The 17,483-nt window shown below is 65.0% G+C and carries 13 protein-coding genes; 4 read left to right on the forward strand and 9 right to left on the reverse strand.

Annotation, left to right across the window (positions count from 1 at the left end):
* Positions 1–881 precede the first annotated feature (881 nt).
* From FS770_RS12840 to FS770_RS12850, 3 genes are all read left to right on the forward strand, one after another.
* Positions 882–1,625 carry a hypothetical protein gene (locus FS770_RS12840; protein WP_145012494.1) on the forward strand — a complete coding sequence of 248 codons (744 nt, stop codon included), beginning with the start codon at positions 882–884 and terminating at the stop codon, positions 1,623–1,625.
* Between the two features lie 127 nt (positions 1,626–1,752).
* On the forward strand, positions 1,753–2,040 hold the full coding sequence (locus FS770_RS12845) for a helix-turn-helix domain-containing protein (RefSeq protein ID WP_483401384.1): 288 nt from the start codon (positions 1,753–1,755) through the stop codon (positions 2,038–2,040).
* Between the two features lie 137 nt (positions 2,041–2,177).
* Complete coding sequence (locus FS770_RS12850; RefSeq protein WP_145012500.1) at positions 2,178–2,666, forward strand: hypothetical protein; 489 nt, start codon at positions 2,178–2,180, stop codon at positions 2,664–2,666.
* Here FS770_RS12850 and FS770_RS12855 read toward each other — a convergent pair.
* Together FS770_RS12855 and FS770_RS12860 are read right to left on the reverse strand one after the other, a co-directional pair.
* Entirely contained in the window at positions 2,628–3,563 is a 936-nt protein-coding gene (locus tag FS770_RS12855) for a CPBP family intramembrane glutamic endopeptidase (protein WP_145012503.1), read from the reverse strand. The two genes, FS770_RS12850 and FS770_RS12855, sit on opposite strands and share 39 nt — an antisense overlap.
* Positions 3,532–3,960: a hypothetical protein gene (locus FS770_RS12860; RefSeq protein WP_145012505.1), complete on the reverse strand. Its 429-nt coding sequence runs from the start codon at positions 3,958–3,960 to the stop codon at positions 3,532–3,534. Before FS770_RS12860 ends, FS770_RS12855 begins: the two co-directional genes overlap by 32 nt.
* Positions 3,961–4,358: 398 nt before the next feature.
* Here FS770_RS12860 and mobF point away from each other — a divergent pair, with 398 nt between their 5' ends.
* The gene (gene mobF / locus FS770_RS12865; protein ID WP_186366794.1) at positions 4,359–9,515 is read left to right on the forward strand and encodes a MobF family relaxase; all 5,157 of its coding nucleotides are present in this window, start codon (positions 4,359–4,361) and stop codon (positions 9,513–9,515) included.
* Between the two features lie 58 nt (positions 9,516–9,573).
* Here mobF and FS770_RS12870 read toward each other — a convergent pair whose 3' ends face one another.
* The 7 genes from FS770_RS12870 to FS770_RS12900 are packed head-to-tail and all read right to left on the reverse strand — an operon-like array spanning position 9,574 to position 17,481.
* The gene (locus tag FS770_RS12870; protein WP_145012511.1) at positions 9,574–9,999 is read right to left on the reverse strand and encodes a DUF4913 domain-containing protein; all 426 of its coding nucleotides are present in this window, start codon (positions 9,997–9,999) and stop codon (positions 9,574–9,576) included.
* Positions 9,989–11,572, reverse strand: a complete 1,584-nt coding sequence (locus FS770_RS12875) for a type IV secretory system conjugative DNA transfer family protein (protein WP_145012514.1) — start codon at positions 11,570–11,572, stop codon at positions 9,989–9,991. Before FS770_RS12875 ends, FS770_RS12870 begins: the two co-directional genes overlap by 11 nt.
* Positions 11,573–11,600: 28 nt before the next feature.
* Entirely contained in the window at positions 11,601–13,190 is a 1,590-nt protein-coding gene (locus tag FS770_RS12880; protein ID WP_144999293.1) for a hypothetical protein, read from the reverse strand.
* Positions 13,191–13,204: 14 nt separating this feature from the next.
* Positions 13,205–14,734: an SCO6880 family protein gene (locus FS770_RS12885; protein WP_145012517.1), complete on the reverse strand. Its 1,530-nt coding sequence runs from the start codon at positions 14,732–14,734 to the stop codon at positions 13,205–13,207.
* 14 nt (positions 14,735–14,748) lie between these two features.
* Entirely contained in the window at positions 14,749–16,350 is a 1,602-nt protein-coding gene (locus FS770_RS12890; RefSeq protein ID WP_145012519.1) for a TrbL/VirB6 family protein, read from the reverse strand.
* Positions 16,350–17,051 (reverse strand): DUF8175 domain-containg protein, encoded by a 702-nt coding sequence (locus tag FS770_RS12895; protein ID WP_145012522.1) that lies wholly within the window; start codon positions 17,049–17,051, stop codon positions 16,350–16,352. The genes FS770_RS12890 and FS770_RS12895 overlap by 1 nt, the downstream gene beginning before the upstream one ends.
* 52 nt (positions 17,052–17,103) lie before the next feature.
* Positions 17,104–17,481, reverse strand: coding sequence for a hypothetical protein (locus FS770_RS12900; RefSeq protein ID WP_144832265.1), 378 nt, complete (start codon positions 17,479–17,481; stop codon positions 17,104–17,106).
* Between the last annotated feature and the right edge of the window lie 2 nt (positions 17,482–17,483).

Here is a 17,483-nt window from a genome sequence, read left to right on the forward strand (position 1 = left end):
GCTACGTGGCGGGCTGTCCGTGTCCGACGTCGCGGCGCTGCACGGGGTGAGCCGGTGGACCATTACCCGGATACGCGACGCGGCCACCGAGGACTAATTTCGACACGCGCCTACACATCCTGGACATGTTGCTAGCACCAAGTCATACTGGTAGGCATGTCATCCGAGCGCATTACTCCACAGCCACGCGGGAGCGAACGTCGTCCGCGTATCACTGTGAGTGTGTCGCGTGATCTTGACCGTGCGGCTGCGAAAGCAGCTCGCGAAAAGGGCCTGACCAAATCCGCGTGGGTCGCCAGTCTCATGGCCCGCGAGGTGGGCATGCCTCAGTACAACCAGCTCTCAGATCCACCCGTCAACGAGTGAAGGCGGTCCCCGTAGGGACCGCCTTCTAAGCCTCGAACACCGGTCCATCCGACCAAAGAGTTCCGGTGTTCCACACAACCCCTGGATCAGTAGATGAACCCTGAAGCCCTCTACCCGAGGTTGCAACAACCGTCCCGAAGGGAGTTGTTGTGCCTAGCGTAGCAGTTCATACCACAAACGCACATGGGGTTATCCCCTGCACTCGTCGCCGGGATCACCGTTTCCCCACGTCAGAGCTGCACACTCCAAACCCGCGCACGGGCCGGTCGTGGGCTCGTGAACCCGAGGCCGGCACCCAAGCACGTATCCCGTGCTGGGCCACCCGCTCCCGCTGGCTGAAGCTGCTGGAGACCGAACTGAGCGGCGAGACCGCCACCGACGTCCTGAGACGGCATCACGCGGCCGCGCACACCGTCTACCGCGTTGCACGTATGGACGCGGCCGCTGCGGACACCACCACCGGGCGCAACGTGCGGACGTCACACGCACGTGTGGCCCGCCACCTCGATGTGTCCGTGGATACCGTGCGCCGCGCCCGCCGCGTGCTGCGCGACCTCGGATTCTCCGTCGAGGTGGTGCGCGGCCGGTACATGACCGCCGAAGAACGCGAGGCCGCCGTACACGCCCACGGCTCCAAGCAGCGCCGGTTCGCCTCCACCCGATGCCTCACGATCCCCGCCAGATGTAAAGCCATGCACCCCTACCCCTTTGGGGTTAACAAAAACCCCCACACTCCTTCTCGACGTGTACCTAGCACGCGCTGGCGCGCGGCCGGTACGAGCAAAGATCAGCCAAAGAGACCGCCGCTGACGCGGCAAACACCTCCGCTGGGGGTCCAGAAGATCGCCGCGAGGTTGATACAGCGGATGCCGTGGCTGGATCGAGCCCACAGCGGGCACCTCATGGGGCTTTCCCGTGGCCTGGTGGCTTGTGGAGTGACCGAGGAGTGGACCACCCAGGACCTCATGAACGCCGTCGAGGCCGATCACCAGGGCCTTGGGCTGCTCACCCTGCCCCCGGACAGCCAGAAGAATCCCAGGGCGCTGCTGCTGCACCAGATCAAACGTGCCATCACCGGCAAGGAGCCCCCCGCCCGCGCACGCGCGGCGGCCGTCGAGGCCCGTCGCGCCGCGCGCGCGGCCGAACTCACCCAACGCGCCGCCGATGCCAAGACCAAGACCTCGATGCCTTCGTGGTTCCGGGCGGAGCTGGCCAAGGCCCGCCAGGCCGCCAGCGGTCCCGCGGCGTCCACGGTGTGAGGCGTGTCCGAGTGCAGCGCAACCACGGGAGGGCTCATGCTGGGACCATGCCCAAACTCGTGCGCCCCGCAGACCAGCCCGCAGACCTTGAAGCCGCCATCGCCGTGTACGGCAACCGCGCGCGCGGCTGGCGATCCTGCGCTACCTCGCTCACCACGGCCCCGCCCTACGCGCGGACATCGCTGAGGCCACCGATACCGCCACCCCGACAGTGGCAAGTCACCTGGTGGAGCTGGAGAAAGCCGGGGCCGTGACCGTGGACCTTCCCGCAGAGCAACGCCGTGGACGCAGCGCCCGCTACACCATCGACCCGTACACGCTGCGGCACCTGCTGTCTGTGATGGGCAGCTACGTCTTCCCCGCCACCCAGACCCCCGGCGGACGGTCCGCCAGCCGCCGGGATCAGGTGGGCTAACGACGTCCAGCGGACCGTCCAGCTCACCGGGCACACACGGTTAGGGGAGAAAAACCGCGGGCCACGCGGTGAGCTGCCCTCACCCTAATTCGTGTGCGCCCGCAAGCCCCGGCACGCCACGCGCCTAGGGTGGTGGCATGGACGAGAACGCCGACGCCCGCTTCCGCGCCAAGATCGTCGCCGGACCGTCCCCGGCCGACTGCTGGATATGGACCGGGGCCATCGGAGACGACGGCTACGGCCGCTTCTGGACCCCTACACCCGAGGGCGGACAGCGGATGATCCGCGCCCACCGCTACGCCCTGGCCTTGGTCACCGGCAGCCTCGATGACCTGGACGAGCTGCACGTGTGCCACGTGTGCGACAACCCGATCTGCGTGCGCGCCGAGGACAGCCCCACGTCTCACCTGTATGCGGGCACCGCGTTCGAGAACATGGCCGACCGCTCCCGTCGTGGCCACCACAACCAGCAGGCGGCCGCAGCGTTCTTCCGCCACGAGACCAAGCAAGAACGCGCGCACAAGGCGCGCGTTCTGCGGGACCACGTTCGCGCCCACGGCTACGACCCCGAAGCCGTGGCCACGCTGCTACGCGGAGTGACTGCCGGACAGCAGACGTTGTTCTGAGCCCGTAACGTTCACCGGTTCGCTCAGCTCACGCTCGCGCGAGACTTTCCCCAGCAGCAGCCACGCGCACCCACCGAAGGCGAGCATGTGCCACAGCAGCGCCAGTTCCCCGAGGTCACCTCCAAACGTCAGGGCTGAGGCACCGAGGTCCCACAGGGAATGAGCTGCGATCAGCGGCCACACCGATTGCGTGTAGCGGAAGAGGAACACCGCAGCCACCGCCCACGGCAGCATCCCGATGACCGCAGCCCCGTAGTAGATGTGGAACGAGAGGCGAAGCACCGCGAGCACCACCACGATTTCGGTCCAGCCCCGGCGCGCGCACCGCAGCAGTAGCACCGGCAGCGCGAGCAAAAACACTTCCTCGCGGAACCCGGCAGCCGCCGAGGACGCCACCGAGGCGGCAATGTACTCCCCCGAGGGATGATCCACCGAGGGGAACTCGGGATCGTAGCCCAACAGGGAGCCCAGCAGCCTCATGAGTGCGGTGCCGATCAACGTCGCGACGGGGTAGAGGAACAGCGCGAGCGTCGCGTCACGCCGCTGGGTGACATGATGCGGCCCACTCGACGGCGCGGGAAGCAACAGGCGGGTGACCATGACCCACACGGTCACGGCCAGCACGATCCACCCCACCGAGCGCCACAGCCCCTCGTAGGTGTAGGTGTCCGCGTAACTGGCTCCGGTGAGAAGCGACACCGCTGCGGCGACCGTGCCATGGAGGTAACCCGATCCTACGTAGAGACCGAGCACCAGCACGTAGGCGAGAGCTGGTGAGAATGCGCGGCCCGCGAAGTATCCGGGACCGATCACGTCCCGCACGCGGAACCACTCCCGACTCCACGTGTCGAACAGCGTCGTGGGCTTAGACCGCGGCGTCTTGGTGCGCTTCGTCATCGCGGGCACCTCCACCGGAAGCGTCGTTGTGAACGGGCGCGCTGGAGGACTCCGAGGACGCCACGCGCGAGGCGCTGAGCTTGAGGTACTGTCCGACCTCACCTGCCGACAGCTCCAGCAGCTCGGCGATCTCCTTGTTGGGCAGCCCGGCATCCTTCATCGCCCGCACGTGTTGGGCGGCCTCCGGGCGCGGCCCGTCGAGTTCCTTCACCTGGGCTTGGAGCTGCTTGATCTTCTCGTGCAGCGCGGCCTTCTCGTCCTCCACCCCGAGGGTGGCGGCGAAGAACGCCTCGGAGGCGGCCATGATTTTCTTCTCGCGCTCCAGCCGTGCAGCCGCGGCCGCCCGTGCCTTCTCCCGTGCTGCGGTTTTCGTCGCGGACTTCCTCGGTGCTGCCATGCCCTATCTCTCCCTCAACTACACCTAGCGGCCACCGACCCACCCGCGCACGCGGGGGCGGTGCTGGTGGGGACGATTGTACCCAGTCGGCACGCTGCACACAGGTTCCCTCCCCCGTTCCTCCTCCGGGCTCCTGTGCACAGCTCGCACCCGTGGACAGCCCCGGTTCTGTCTTCCCCCGCAAGCTCCTCCAGACAGCCCCGAGTCTGCCCACCGGCGCGGCCTCATGGGCACAATCGCGGGCATCAGATAGATGCCCGGACGCTTGCGGTCCACGCCATCTCGTTCGTACCTCACTCGCTGGCTTAGGACACTCCAGACGTCACATCTCTTGCACTAAGTAACCTAGGGTGGGAATGAGCCTGAGATTCCGCGTGATTCCGCGTACTCTGGTGCTCATGATGACCGTCCACAAGCTCTCCACGGGCGACGGTCACCTCTACTACACGCAGGAGGTGGCCTCGGGCGATCAGCTGCGCTCCGGGGACCGCGAGCTGGGCGACTACTACCAGGTGACGGGGATGCCCCCGGGCCAGTGGGTCGGCTCCGGGGTGGAGCACTTCGAGCTGGATGGCGCGGTCACCGAGGTGCAGATGGATGCGCTGTTCGGTGACGGGTACTCCCCCATCGACCCCGGAAAGCTGGAGCAGGAGCAGGCCGAGATTCGGGCCGCAGCCGAGGAAGCGGTGCGCGTGAAGTACGCGCGCGAGACCTACGCCGCGTTGAGCCAGTACCGGCCTGGGGAGCCGAACTTGCAGACGATCCAAGCGCTGGGAACGAGCCGTTCTTCCTTCTACCGGATGCTGGATCGTCACCGTGAGCTGGGCAACTACAAGCGCTTCAAGGACGCCTCAGCTACCGGCGACGAGCAGGGCTTCATCGACGGCTACGTGATGACGAAGGCCCAGTCGCAGGAGGCCACGGCGGCCGGTAAGGACGCCATCGCCGAGGGCAATGACGACTGGGTGGACGCCACTCGCCTGGGGCGCAAACCGGGCGAGTACGTGCAGGAACCGGCCAACGATTTCACCCGCGCCTTGGATGAAGAGCACCGCCGCCACTTCAAGACCCACGATGCTCCCCCCACCGACGCCGAGCGCAAGGAGATACGCAGCCGGGTCGCCGGGCAGCTGTTCCGGGACACCCACGGCCGCGACGCGACCGGGGTGGAGCTGGCAACGTTCATCGCCAACAACACCGCGCCCCGGCAGCAGTCCGTGGCCGGGTATGACCTCGTGTTTACCCCCACTAAGTCCGTCTCGATGGCCTGGGGTTTGGGCGATGAGAACCTGCGCAGCGGCATCGAAGCCGCCCATGAAGCGGCCATCGCTGACGTCGTGTCCTACCTGGAGGACAACGCGATCTATGCCCGTCGTGGCCGTGGTGGGGTCGAGCAGATCGACACTGATAAGGGCCTGGTGGCCACGAAGTTCCGGCACTACGACTCGCGCAACGGTGACCCGAACCTGCACGATCACCTCGTGGTCGCCAACCGGGTGAAGGGTGCTGATGGGCGGTGGTCCACCCTGGACGGGCGGATGATTCACCAGTACGGAGTCGCCGCATCGGAGCTGTACAACTCGCGGATCATGCACCACATCCACGACCGTCTGGGCCTGGAGTTCATCCCCGTTGAGGCGCGCGGGAAGCAGATTTTTGAACTCGCCGGGATCACCCGTGGCGAGGTCGCCGCGTTCTCCTCCCGCTCGGCCTCCATCAAGGAGACGATGGCCGAGGTGGAGGCTGCGTTCATCGCTGACCACGGTCACACCCCGACCGCCAAGCAGCGCATCGCCCTGGCGCAGCAGGCCACGTTGGCTACCCGTCCGGCGAAAGAGGGCCCGCACTCGTTGGCGCAGCTCAACGAGATGTGGCGTCAGAAGGCCGCGACGGTGACCCCGAACCTGCCCACCGGGGAGCACCTGGCCGAGCACCTACGCGCGGCCTCCACGGCACGGGCGGAGGCGGTGACGGTGGCCGCCGCGGCACTGGAGGCGACCCCGGAGCATGAGCGGGTCGCGGCGATCATTGCCCGCCTGTCGGAGTCCCGTTCGACGTGGCGGGGGTCGAACATCGAGGCCGAGACGCTGCGCTACTACCGCGAAGCCACCAGCGGGGTGAGTGCTGACCCGGACGCGATCACGGCCACGGTGGAGGCGGTGAAGGCCGCCTCGGTGTCGATGACCCCGGGGCTGAACGTGCCCCTGCCCACGGACCATGAGCTGGTCCGTGCCGATGGTACGAGCATCTACGAGGCGGCGAACCGTGAGCTGTTCACGTCCCACGGGATTATTGCCGCGGAGACCTATCTGGTGGAGGCGGCCACCACCTCCCAGGTGATCCCCGCGGCCACCACCGACGTCTTCACCGCCCAGCTGGAGAAGGCACGTGCGGCCGGGGTGCAGCTCTCCGACGCTCAGGTGAGCATGGCTCGGGAGTTCGTGACCGGGGACCGGTTGCTGGGGTTGGGGATCGGTCCGGCCGGTGCCGGTAAGACCTCGCTGACCCGTCTTGTCGTGGACACCGCCCACGCGGCCGGTCACCAGGTCTATGGGGTCGCACCGACCGCGGCGGCCGCCGATGTGGTCAGCGATTCGATGGGGATCACCGCCACCACCGTGGACGCGTTCCTGCACGCCGAGACCTCTCCCCTGGCCGTGGGCGACGTGCTGATGGTGGACGAGATTGGGATGGTGTCCACCCCGAAGCTCGCGGAGCTGGTGGCCACCGCTGAGGCGGCCGGGGCCGTGGTCCGCGGTGTGGGCGATGACCGGCAGCTCGCGGCGATTGGGTCCGGCGGGGCGCTGCGGATGATCGACAACGCGACTCCCCTGCCCCGGTTGGAAGAGGTCTACCGGTTCCGCAACCCGGCCAACCCCGCCGAGGTCAACGACGGCGAAGTGGCGGCGTCGTTGGCGCTGCGTGAACCCCCGGTGGCCGGTGAGGACCGGCCCTTCGACTGGTATGTGGGTCAGGGGCGGGTGCGGGCCGGGGACGAGGAGACCGTGCTGCGCGAAGTCTTCTCCGCGTGGGTCACCGACACCGAGGCCGGGCGCACCACGCTGATGATGGCCCCGACCAACGCGCAGGTCACCGCGCTGAACGAACTGGCCCAAGCCCGCGCGATGCACCGCGGAGACCTGGACACCAGCGCGCAGGTGACCACCGAGGCCGATGCCACGATCTACGGTCACGACCGGGTGGTGACCCGCCGCAACGCCCGGACGTTGGGGTTGAACCAGGGCAAGGACTTCGTGAAGAACGGCGACACCTGGGACGTGAACCGGGTCCACGCCGACGGGCAGCTCACGGTCACCCACACCGGCCACGGCGGGAAGATCACCCTCCCGGCCGCCTACGTCGCGGAGAACGTGGAGCTGGGTTACGCCTCCACGATCAACCGCGCCCAGGGCGCGACCGTGGACACCGCCCACACCGTCCTGGACGCCACCACCGACCGCGCCGGGGCCTACGTCGGTGCCACCCGCGGGAAGTTCGGCAACAACCTGTACGTGGTCACCGGAGAGAACTCCACCCGCGACGAGGTGCTGGAGACCATCACCGCCGCGTATGAGACGAACCTGTCCGTGCACGAGCAAGTGGAACGCCTACGCGCGGAGAACCGTTCGGTGCCCGAGCGCCTGGGCCTCTACACCGCCTTGTCCGATCAGGCGCGCTCCCAGGCGATGGAACATGTGGCCATCCAAGCCCTCGGTGCTACCCGGGCCGCGGAGCTGAAGGCCACCCCCGCGTGGGGGGCGCTGGCCCACGAGCTTGCCGATGCCACCGAGGCCGGGCTGGACCCGGTGGAACTGCTAGCCGAAGCCCACGAACAACGCGACTTCACCGGCTCCAAGGACGACTCCGCGGTACTGCACTGGCGCGTGAAGGGCCTACGTGAACACGAGGCCGAGGTCCACGACCCGGCCGCACCCCGCCCGTTCGCCGCGATCCCGGAGGAGCACCTGGACCGGCTGTTGAACACCGCCCGCGCCCACGCCGCCGAAGAACCCGCCGCGGTGGAAGACCCTGCCTGGCACACCCGCCCCCACGGGCTGAGCACGACCGCGCACCTGCGCTCCCGCCGCGCCGGGATGATGGAGGCGGCCACCGCCCACGACTCCGACGAATACCGCTGCGAGCTCGCCGCCATCGACGCCGAGCTCTCCCGCCGGGCGTTCCTCTCCCCCGCCCAGAAGACCCTGGAGGAGGTCACCCGCGGGGAACGGCCCCGCTCGGAGACCCACCACACCCTGGCCGAGGGCCTGGCCGAAGAGAAAGCCATCCGCGCCGCCGCCCCAGCCACCACCGGGACCGGGCTCGAGGACACCGATCGTGCCGCGCTCACCCACGGGGTCAGTGGGCACACCGCGCCCACCTACTGGGCTGACAGCCCATACACCCCGGCCGTGATGCGCGAAGTGCTCCAAGCCCACCACGCCGACATCGGGGAACTGACCGCGCTGCGCGGCCAGCAGCTCGCGGCCGAGCGTCCCGCCTGGACCGAAGCTCTCGGGGACGTCCCGGCGAACCCGAAGAATGCGGCCCGCTGGTACCGGGTCGCCGGGGAGGTGGACGCCTACCGGGCCACCTACCGGATCACCGACGAGAAGCCGATCCCGAAGCAGTACGCCGAATCCGAGCGCGGCCAGTACCTTGCGGGGCAGATCACCGACGTCCACAAGCGCGGGGCACTGTCGAACAAGCCCGGCCCGACGGGGGAGCAGGTGGAAGCCACCGCGCAGCGGGCCACCGAGAAGCGCGCCACTGTGGAGACACAGACCCCGGCCGAAGCGCAGATCACGGTCTCCACTGACGAGAGGACAAATGCTGTGGAAAATCTCTGGGATGCAGTCGAGCGTGATTACGCCGCAGAACGAGCGGCCTATGCCGAGCGGGATACAGCCCAAGGTGTCCTCGATGCTGCGCGGACACGGCTGGAGAACTCCACCCGCGAGGTTGACTCCATCCGTGAGCGCCTTCTCAACAACGCCCGAGCTGACTATGCACCCGTCGAAGACGCTGCCGCGCGCCTGGACAGCGCTGGCTTCTTCACTCGCTCCGCCCGTGAGGCCGAGTACCAGCAAGCCGTCGAGGATTACCGCTCTCAATACGGTACGGAGACCCCGCCCCGGGCCGAGGACGAGCGGTGGCTGGCACAGCACCCCGAGTACACCCAGGCCCAGGAACGAGCCGAGCAGGACCGTGGAGACGTCGCCGCGGCCGAGGCGGAATATGGGGCGGTGGACAATGCAGCCCACCAGGCCACGAGCCAACGTGAAAACTCATACCAGGCGTATGCCACCGCCCGTGACGATAATCCACACACCCGTGTGGTTACTGCGAATATGAACTCCGAGCAGAGGGGCCGTGCGACAGACCTGCAAACGGCCCGGGACCAGCGCCACCTCGCAGCCGGAACACGCCCGGGCACGGTCCGCGAACGCAACCGCTCAGCGGCCCGCACAACGTCTCGACCCTCTCAGCAGCGAGCACCACAGCAACAAGCGCAACAGCGCATTCAGCGCACTCCCCCCAGCACACGCCGCCTCTAAAGCGCGGTGGCCCTCCCCACCTGGGGAAGGCCACCGTCAGGTGCTCAGACTGAGCCGATCAGTACCAGTAGGGATTCACCACGTCCCCGACGTCATCGAAGCCCTCCATCTGTAGCTCGTCTGCGGATACATCGCGCACCCGCCGGGACTCGGCGGGCCGATGCCCCGCCGAACAGTCCCGGAACACCCCCGTCTGAGGGTCAAATAGAGCGCGCGCGTGCAAGTCCCAATGGTGAACCCACCAATCCGAGATCCCGCCCTTCTCCGCTGCTACGAGATACTCCTGGTGCAACGCCCGGAATCGGGCCACCGCCTCGGGATGGTTCCACCACTCCGGGCAGAATGCGCCGTTCTGTGTCGCCGGATGCTCAATGATCGCCAGCGTCGCATGAATCCACTGCCCAAAATCGGGGACGGGAGGTGCCTCCCTTCCATCGGGGCGAGGCATCGCTGCCACGTTGTTATCGGCTACATCATTTGACATGAGATGTGTCCTCCCTCTCGGAACCCGGTTGCTTCAATCCAGCCTTCAGTCGCTCTATCCGCGGTTTCAGTTCCTCCACCATCTGCTTATCCTCGAACCAGTAGTGAGCCTGAACAACACCGCCCCCGCCGTCGCTCGTCCGCACGTACATAGATCCCGGTGACATGTTCGAGAGGTCGGCTGCGGATAGAATCTCCCGTCTCTGCACCTGATCCGAACTACTGCGACCGTGCCCTGAACGTGCATTATATGACGATGAATGGGTTTTTACCTTATGATCGTATTGACCAATGATCTTAGACAGTGACGAGACAAACTCTTCCTCGGTGCCACCGCCGCCATACACCAAGACAGATGCCGCCCCAATGAGTTCGTCCATCCCCTCTTCGCCATAAACCCTACGACCCTGAGCAACGGACTGGAAATACGAGTTTATTACAATGCCCATTGATCCGCTGTATGAGTACCACTCGGGCAGCTCTGGAAGCATTACCGTATTTCCCACTTCATCCAGTTCCATCACCATAGGAACTCGCAATCTCTCATTGCTTCCGGTCGAGGCCTTGACCTTGGCGCTGCGGAAGACGTCCCACACCAAGCTCGACACCAATGCAGACGTGGCTCCCGCAGTTCGGCTACCCAGCAAGATCAAGGTATCCGTGCTGGAGGCGAAGGCCACAGGGTCGAAGACTCGGTGATACTCGCTGACTGGCCGGATGGAAGCTAGGTATTCCTCATGCTCGAACGGTGACGCGCATCGTTGCGCGGTGGCCCACACGGACCCTCGAGTGTCAGCTGGCTGCTTCTTCAACCCTCGTAAGGTCGCCGCCTGGTTGGTGAACCCGTGCCTTTCGAGGATGGCTGCGGGCTCGTCCTCGTCCGTGGTCATGGCCCACCGGAACACGTCTTTGTCGGAACCTCCCGAGACGTTGGCGGCCAGCAGCAAGCTGCCGATGATTTTCGAGCCCATCAGGTCGAAGTGCGCGTTCGGGTTGCCTTCTCGGCTTCCTTCTCCTTGCGTCGCGGCTTGGAAGATCGCTCCTACCTTTTCGGCGTCCATGCTGTTACGCACCATGCCGATGATATTGAAGTGATCCGTGCTGGCGTCCTTCCTGTTCAGAATGTTCGTCGGGTCGAAGATCCATACGTTTCCGTGGAACATGCGGGCGGCGAACACCTCCCAGACGCCATCTGCTTTGTTCGACGTCATCACCAGCGGCCCCGGGGCTTGCTTCGAATGGGGCACCACTTGACTTGTGGTCTTCCCTCGCCCCGGCGCGTGGATCTGTACGCTGCACTGTCGCCACCCCTGAAATACCGAACTGGAATCCACGGACCCGAGCACCAGGCCCGGCCCGATAGTCGGACAGTCGGGATGCAGGTTGGTCCGTGCATCCTGCAAGCGTCGCTCTGCGCTTGCATTACTAAATCGGGCGCGGTCCCCTAGACGTTTATTCGCCATCTTCTCTGACGACTTGGGACTATTGGGCCACAACCACACCACGATGGCAACAAGTAATACCACGGCCACCGCGATAACAATAAGAGTTGACGCGGAAACAAAGCTGAACATGGTCTTACCTCTCCCATTCCATCAGGGGCTAAGCCGTTTCCCGCTCCAGCCGATGAGCTGCCATGCTGTTAGCCCAGGCTTCGTTGGTGTCGTGGATTTTCCGTTCCTTGGCAGTCAGGTTCATGTAGAAAGGATTTCCAGTGGTCTCTCCCAGCTTCAAAAGGAACCGCCCACGGCCAGGAGGCGGCAACGTCACGTTCGTCTTCGGATCGACGCCGCCCTCCGCGGACAGCGACACAAGCAAGTCCTGCTCCTTTTGAGACATCGGCACGACTTGGGTTAGATCGGCCATCTCGTTCCGGGCCAACCCACCGAAGACCTTGACCGAGGACCGTTCCAGGAAGCCCGTGGCAATGGAGGTCAGCGAGGGCGTGGACAGTTGGAGATCCTTCATGCTGTGCGTGATGAGCACCTGCCCAAGACCCTTCGTTCGGTTGAGCTTGGTCAGAGCGTTTACGCGGTGGACGAGCTGCTCGTCTGCACTGAGCACCTGCCACAGCTCATCCATAATCATCAGGTGGTGACGCTCGGGGATGATGCCCTCCGAGGCCAGATCTTTCAGCGCGGAAGCTCCTGCCTGGCCATAGCTCCAGCACACGAGCTGCACCGCGGCCCGTAGTGTTCCGTTCGCCTCGTCGATGGCTGAGACGTCGAAGGACACGCTGCGATCCAACCGCATCGGCTCGGAGGTCTCACGGCAGAACACATCACCGAAGGGCCCCTCCGGGCCCAGCGAGTTCAAACCCCGTTGAAGTGTCTCCGTCAGCTCGAAGTATTTTCGGCTCTTGGCCTTCTCATCCATGTCCGGGTCGAACACCAGCATGTCGATGATGTCTCGTGGGGGATCACGTAGAACGTCTTGAACATCAGAGACCAACGGCTGACGAGCATCACTTTCGGCCTTGTCGGCCGCGTGACGGATCGCCATCGACAGCACGGTCCCCTCGTTCTTCTTCTCGGTCAGCACATCCCCCAGAGCCAGCTCCACGAGTCCGCGCAGCGTATTGAGCCGCCTATTGTGGATCTCGGAGCGTTGTGCCGCTTGCATCTTCGGCGGCAGCTTGTTGAGCAAGTCCCAAGCGGGCCCGGCGTCGAGAGGGTTGATCGCCGCCAGCCCAGGAGCCACCGTGAGCACCTGCCCGCCGGTCTCCTTCACGACTCCGGCGTAGTCCGGTTTCAGATCACCGAGAACCAGAATCAGAAACCCCGCGTCGATCAGCGACAGCGCCCACCGGACGGCAATGGTCGATTTTCCGCGACCGTTCAGCGCCATGATGAACCCAGAGGGGGCAGAGACGATGCCCTTGATGTAAAGGCTGATGGGGTCACCGCACGTGATCTGCCCGTTGATGGTGTTCCGTCCCAGCGGAGCCCCGACCAGCGGGGAGGACGCCGCCCCACAAAATGGCCACAGGCCCGCGGTCTGCCGAGACGTGGCCTGATACTCCACGGGGGCTTCTACCCACCCACAGGCACCTCCCCCGGGGCGCTCGTACCCGTACTTGGTCAGAGTCGGGATCTTCTTCTCTTGTGCCTCCAGGGCCTCCAGCGTCTGCCCGTCGTTCTTCTTGCTCGATCCGAACGCGAGCCGGTCCACGAGCTTGTCCAATGCCGTCATGCTCGATCCTTCCCCTAAACGCTTTCGCGCAGTGTGTTCGACAGGCGCGTGAAGTCCTTGGGCACCGACCCGATGCCCAGCCCGAACGCGAACGCCGCATCGTCGGAGTATTCGCAGTCCCGCAATCGCAGTTGAATGCCGGACACAGCCTGATCACGCAGAATCGCTTCCACACGGGCGAACTTCGTGGGGTCATCCACGGTGGCCGTCACCACGAGCCCGAAACGCACCATTGCTGCGCCTTCCGCCTGCTCCCGTTCGCTGTACTCGGCCTTTTCGAGGGCCACCTTCTTGATCTGCGAGGGCTTCTTGCCCTTCTGGCTGTTGCCGAACTGGGCGTTCATCACCTGATCCTGCACGGCCTTCTGAGACCCGCCTGGGCTCATCGGACGGAACAGCAGCGTTACGCGCTTCTGCTCGAACACCCCATGGGCCGAAAGCAGCCCTGCCAGGCCGGTCTCACGAAAGTTCGCGGCCGGGGGCTGGTACATCTGCCAGGACTTCGAGAAGTACCCAGCGTGCTCCCACCACCCGGGGGTGAGCTTCGCATTCGTCGGTCCGACCTCACCCCACGTGAGACCGGTACCTTCCCCGGCCAGCCGCGCCGTCTCCACCGCCGGTGCCACGGCTGGGTTGTAGGCCGTGTGCACCTGGTCCACCACGTCATCCATCCCCAGAACGCTCACGGTGCCACCGCACGCGACTTTCAGCTGCGCGAGCATCCCTGGCAGCAGCGTGGAGATATCCTCGGCGAGATCTTCCCTGGAGCGAGGCCCCGTGCCTGCCTCGCGGTTCGGGCGCGCCGTGAAGGTCGCTGCTACCCACTGGTCAATCTTCGGCACGCCCTGATTCAGGTCCGCCACAATCTCATCCATCGCCTCGCGGGCAAACGCAGGGGTGTCAGCCACCTGCGACTGCTCCCGGGTTACCCGCACAGCATCCGGCAGCCGGTTGCCCGGGTCGCGCGTGGCTTGAGTCGTAGCCGCGACCTGGACCAGTGAGGATGACACGCCAGCCTCCCGCTGGAAGATGCCCCACTGATCCACCATCAGGTCGATGGATTCCTGGTCGAGTAAACCCATGCCCGGAGACTGCACACTGAAAATTACCGTGCCTGTACGGTTCGAGGGGTTCCAGATCATGGCCTTCTCCGTGCGCGACCCGGCCGGTGTCGTGCCAACCAGCTCGGTGCGAGCAAGAATCCCGACCGGGGGGAAGTCACCTCCCGGTAGCTGGGACGTTGGCCCACCCGCGTAGTTGGTGAATCCCTTGTCTTCCGCCTTCTTGAAATGGCGTCGCCCCAGCACCTCCTCGAACTTCTTACGGCCGTTGCGTCCGTCCCAAGAAATTCCAATCATCGTCGCAGCGCCCACGATGACCACGAAGGACTGAACCCAAACGCCCAAGGGCATCGTGATGAATACAAGAATCGCCACCACCACACCGATGATGGAGGCTAGAGCCGAAAGGCCAAGCACACCCTCTTTGCGGGGGTTGGTGATGTTGCCGTACATCCGCATCCGCCGTTGCACATGCTCTGCCATGATCGTTTCCGTCCCTAACTCTCGATGTTTTCAAGCTCTTGGAGCTGACGATTCAGCGAAGTCCCGGTGAACCGTCCCGCCTCACTCAGGGCTCGGGCCATGTTGGGGCTCATGATGTTGCCCGTATCCCCGGAGCCCCCGGCAGCCGCAGAGGACGGATTGCCGCCGCTATCCCCCACGGGTGCGGCGCTCGGCTGCTCTCCACCCGGGGAAGCAGAGGACGGATTGCCGCCGCTATCCCCCACGGGTGCAGCACTCGGCTGCTCTCCACCCGGGGAAGCCGTCTCTGCGCTCCCGCTGTCTCCTGGGCCCCCAGCTTCACCCTCGGACCCCGTCGAGCCAGGGCCTCCAGAGTTGCCGGTGGAGCCGGAGGATGCCGAATCGGACGCGCTACTTGCGAACCCGCCGGCACCGGCGCTGGAACCGGAAGTTCCCTCGGTATCCGATGATGTATCGGCCGAGGTGCTTCCCCCGCCTGAGGAACTGCCGCCCGAGCCCGAAGCTGAGCCCTTCGCGGAAGATCCACCGCTGTCATCGGCCATCCCGGAAGCACTGCCAGAACTGGCAGAACCTCCCGTCCCGGCACTCTCAGCCCCGGTGCTCGCTGCACCGTCGGCGGCGCCTCCCGTGCTCGCAGCTCCACTTGCACCTGCGGAACCAGCACCTGCACCGGCCGCGGCGAGTCCGAGAGACCCGATGGCAACCGCGCCCGCACCGGCCGCGATGGCTCCACCAGCGCCAACACCTCGCGCTTGATTGGTGGTAGCCACGGTCACGATCTTGATAAGAGCGGGCAAGGCTAAGCACGCCATGCAGATGACAACCATCCCGCTGATGAGCGAGACCATTTCCGCAAACGCGTCACCTTTTTGGTCGTCGGATATCATTCCTTTGATCCATAGGGAGCCTGTGCCATAGATGACGGCCGCTGTCGGTTTGTAGAGCACCGCCGCGAATATCCAGCCGATTACCTTCCAGAATCGCTCCTTGCCAGCTTCCGTCTGAGACTGAGCGGCAAAGATTGGCAATAACCCAACAAGCACCGCGATCATTCCGTAACTAAAGATCACGAACATTGCATTCACAACGGAAGCAAGCGCCGCGATGATTACTAGAATCACGGAGAGGATGGCCATCCCGATTACGAACTTTGCGCTCTGGTTGTCCGGCATGATGGCGAGTGATTCATAAAGACCTTGCCGCTCATCCTCACCTTGGCCCGTGATCTGTGTCATCAACCATGGAGACACTAAATCGCTGACCTTCAGGAGATACGTTGCAGCCGTTCCCCCGATGGCGGTTACTGCCACCGTGGAGAACATCGCCATCACTAAATCTACAGAGGCGTCTTTGGATTGCGTCCTCACCACGCGGATGATTCCGATAGCGGTGCCAATCATTCCAGCAACGGCCACAAAGTAGATCGTATTCTGCTGGACCGCCATCGCCGGGGACCCTTCGGCCATCCCAGGCCCAGTGATCCCCAGCCACCACTCTGAAATGCCGTCGAGAACGACCTGCAACGCACTGAGCAAGGATTTTAGGGCCCAGCGCATGGCAGCATCTAGGCCCTTCTCAATGAGCCCTCCAATACCATCTGTCAGCCACCCTGGCATCAGGCGCTCCAGGTAACAGCCGGGTCAGATGTGGTGGTCATCTGCAAATCCATCGGCCTCTCAGCTGAAACGGGGTCGATCTTCCAGTCCCCGTCCTGCCACACCATCGTGAATCCGAATGTGCCGCTGAACACGGCATCAGACTGCCCGTAAAGCAGTACCCGGACCTTATCGGCGCTCTGCTCCTGCACCTCGTAGCCGCGGAGCTGCGCGCTGATATCGCTTCCCGGCGATTCCGTCACGTACCCCTTCCCGGTGGGTTCAGGGGTGGCCGGTTTCGATGCGGCTGCGATGATCTGATCGCGCACCTCTCCAGCCGCGTAGACCTTCGTCAAGTCGTCCGCCGATGCGTGCTCCAACTCATCCCCGGTCGGCCCAGCCAGGAAATCGGTGGCCGCGTACAGTGCCCCGGCGGTGTTGTGGGAATGGCCGACCTTCCATCCCGAATCCAGGCTCTCGCACCCGCCGTAGGCACTGGACACCGGGTACTGCACACCGTCCTTGCCAGTGGTCCACGAATCTGCCTTGGGGGCCTCGTCGGTAACAGAGGGGGTGGCCGAGTGGTCAAGATCCGACTGGCACGCGTACGCATAGGACTCTTGGGGCTTGGGCTGCTCACCGCATCCGGTGACCAGCGCCAGACTTGCAACACCAACCACTAGGGCAGCCAGCGGCCGCCCGCTCATCTTCTTCTCGCTCACTGGAGTCGTTCCCTTCTGCTCTTGCCTGATCTGGGGGGGGGGGGGGAGGGGCTTAGATGCCCACCACGCTCTGCCACACGACGCCGACCACCGTCAGCGCCGCACCACCGAGCAGCGGCCACAGCGGCGCCGTGATCTCCTGGTCCCCGGACCGGCGTGCCTTGGCGGCCGTGACGATGCCGATGATGAAGTAGATGAACAGCACGAACGCCGCGATGTAGAGAGCCCAGCCGACCAGGGTGGAGACGAAATCGAATCCCGGGGGCGGGGTGGGAGAGCCATCGATTGCCAGGGCGGGAGTTGCCCCACCCATGATGACGGTGGAGCTGATGGCGAGGGTCGAGATCGTGCGGCGCTTGTTGCGGGTCATGGTGTTCTCCTTCAGGGGGTTCTGATTGGTAGTTGTCGTGGAGCTGTTTGTGGTCTTCATGG

It is taken from the genome of Kocuria salsicia (assembly GCF_007681555.1).
Classification (GTDB): domain Bacteria; phylum Actinomycetota; class Actinomycetes; order Actinomycetales; family Micrococcaceae; genus Kocuria; species Kocuria salsicia.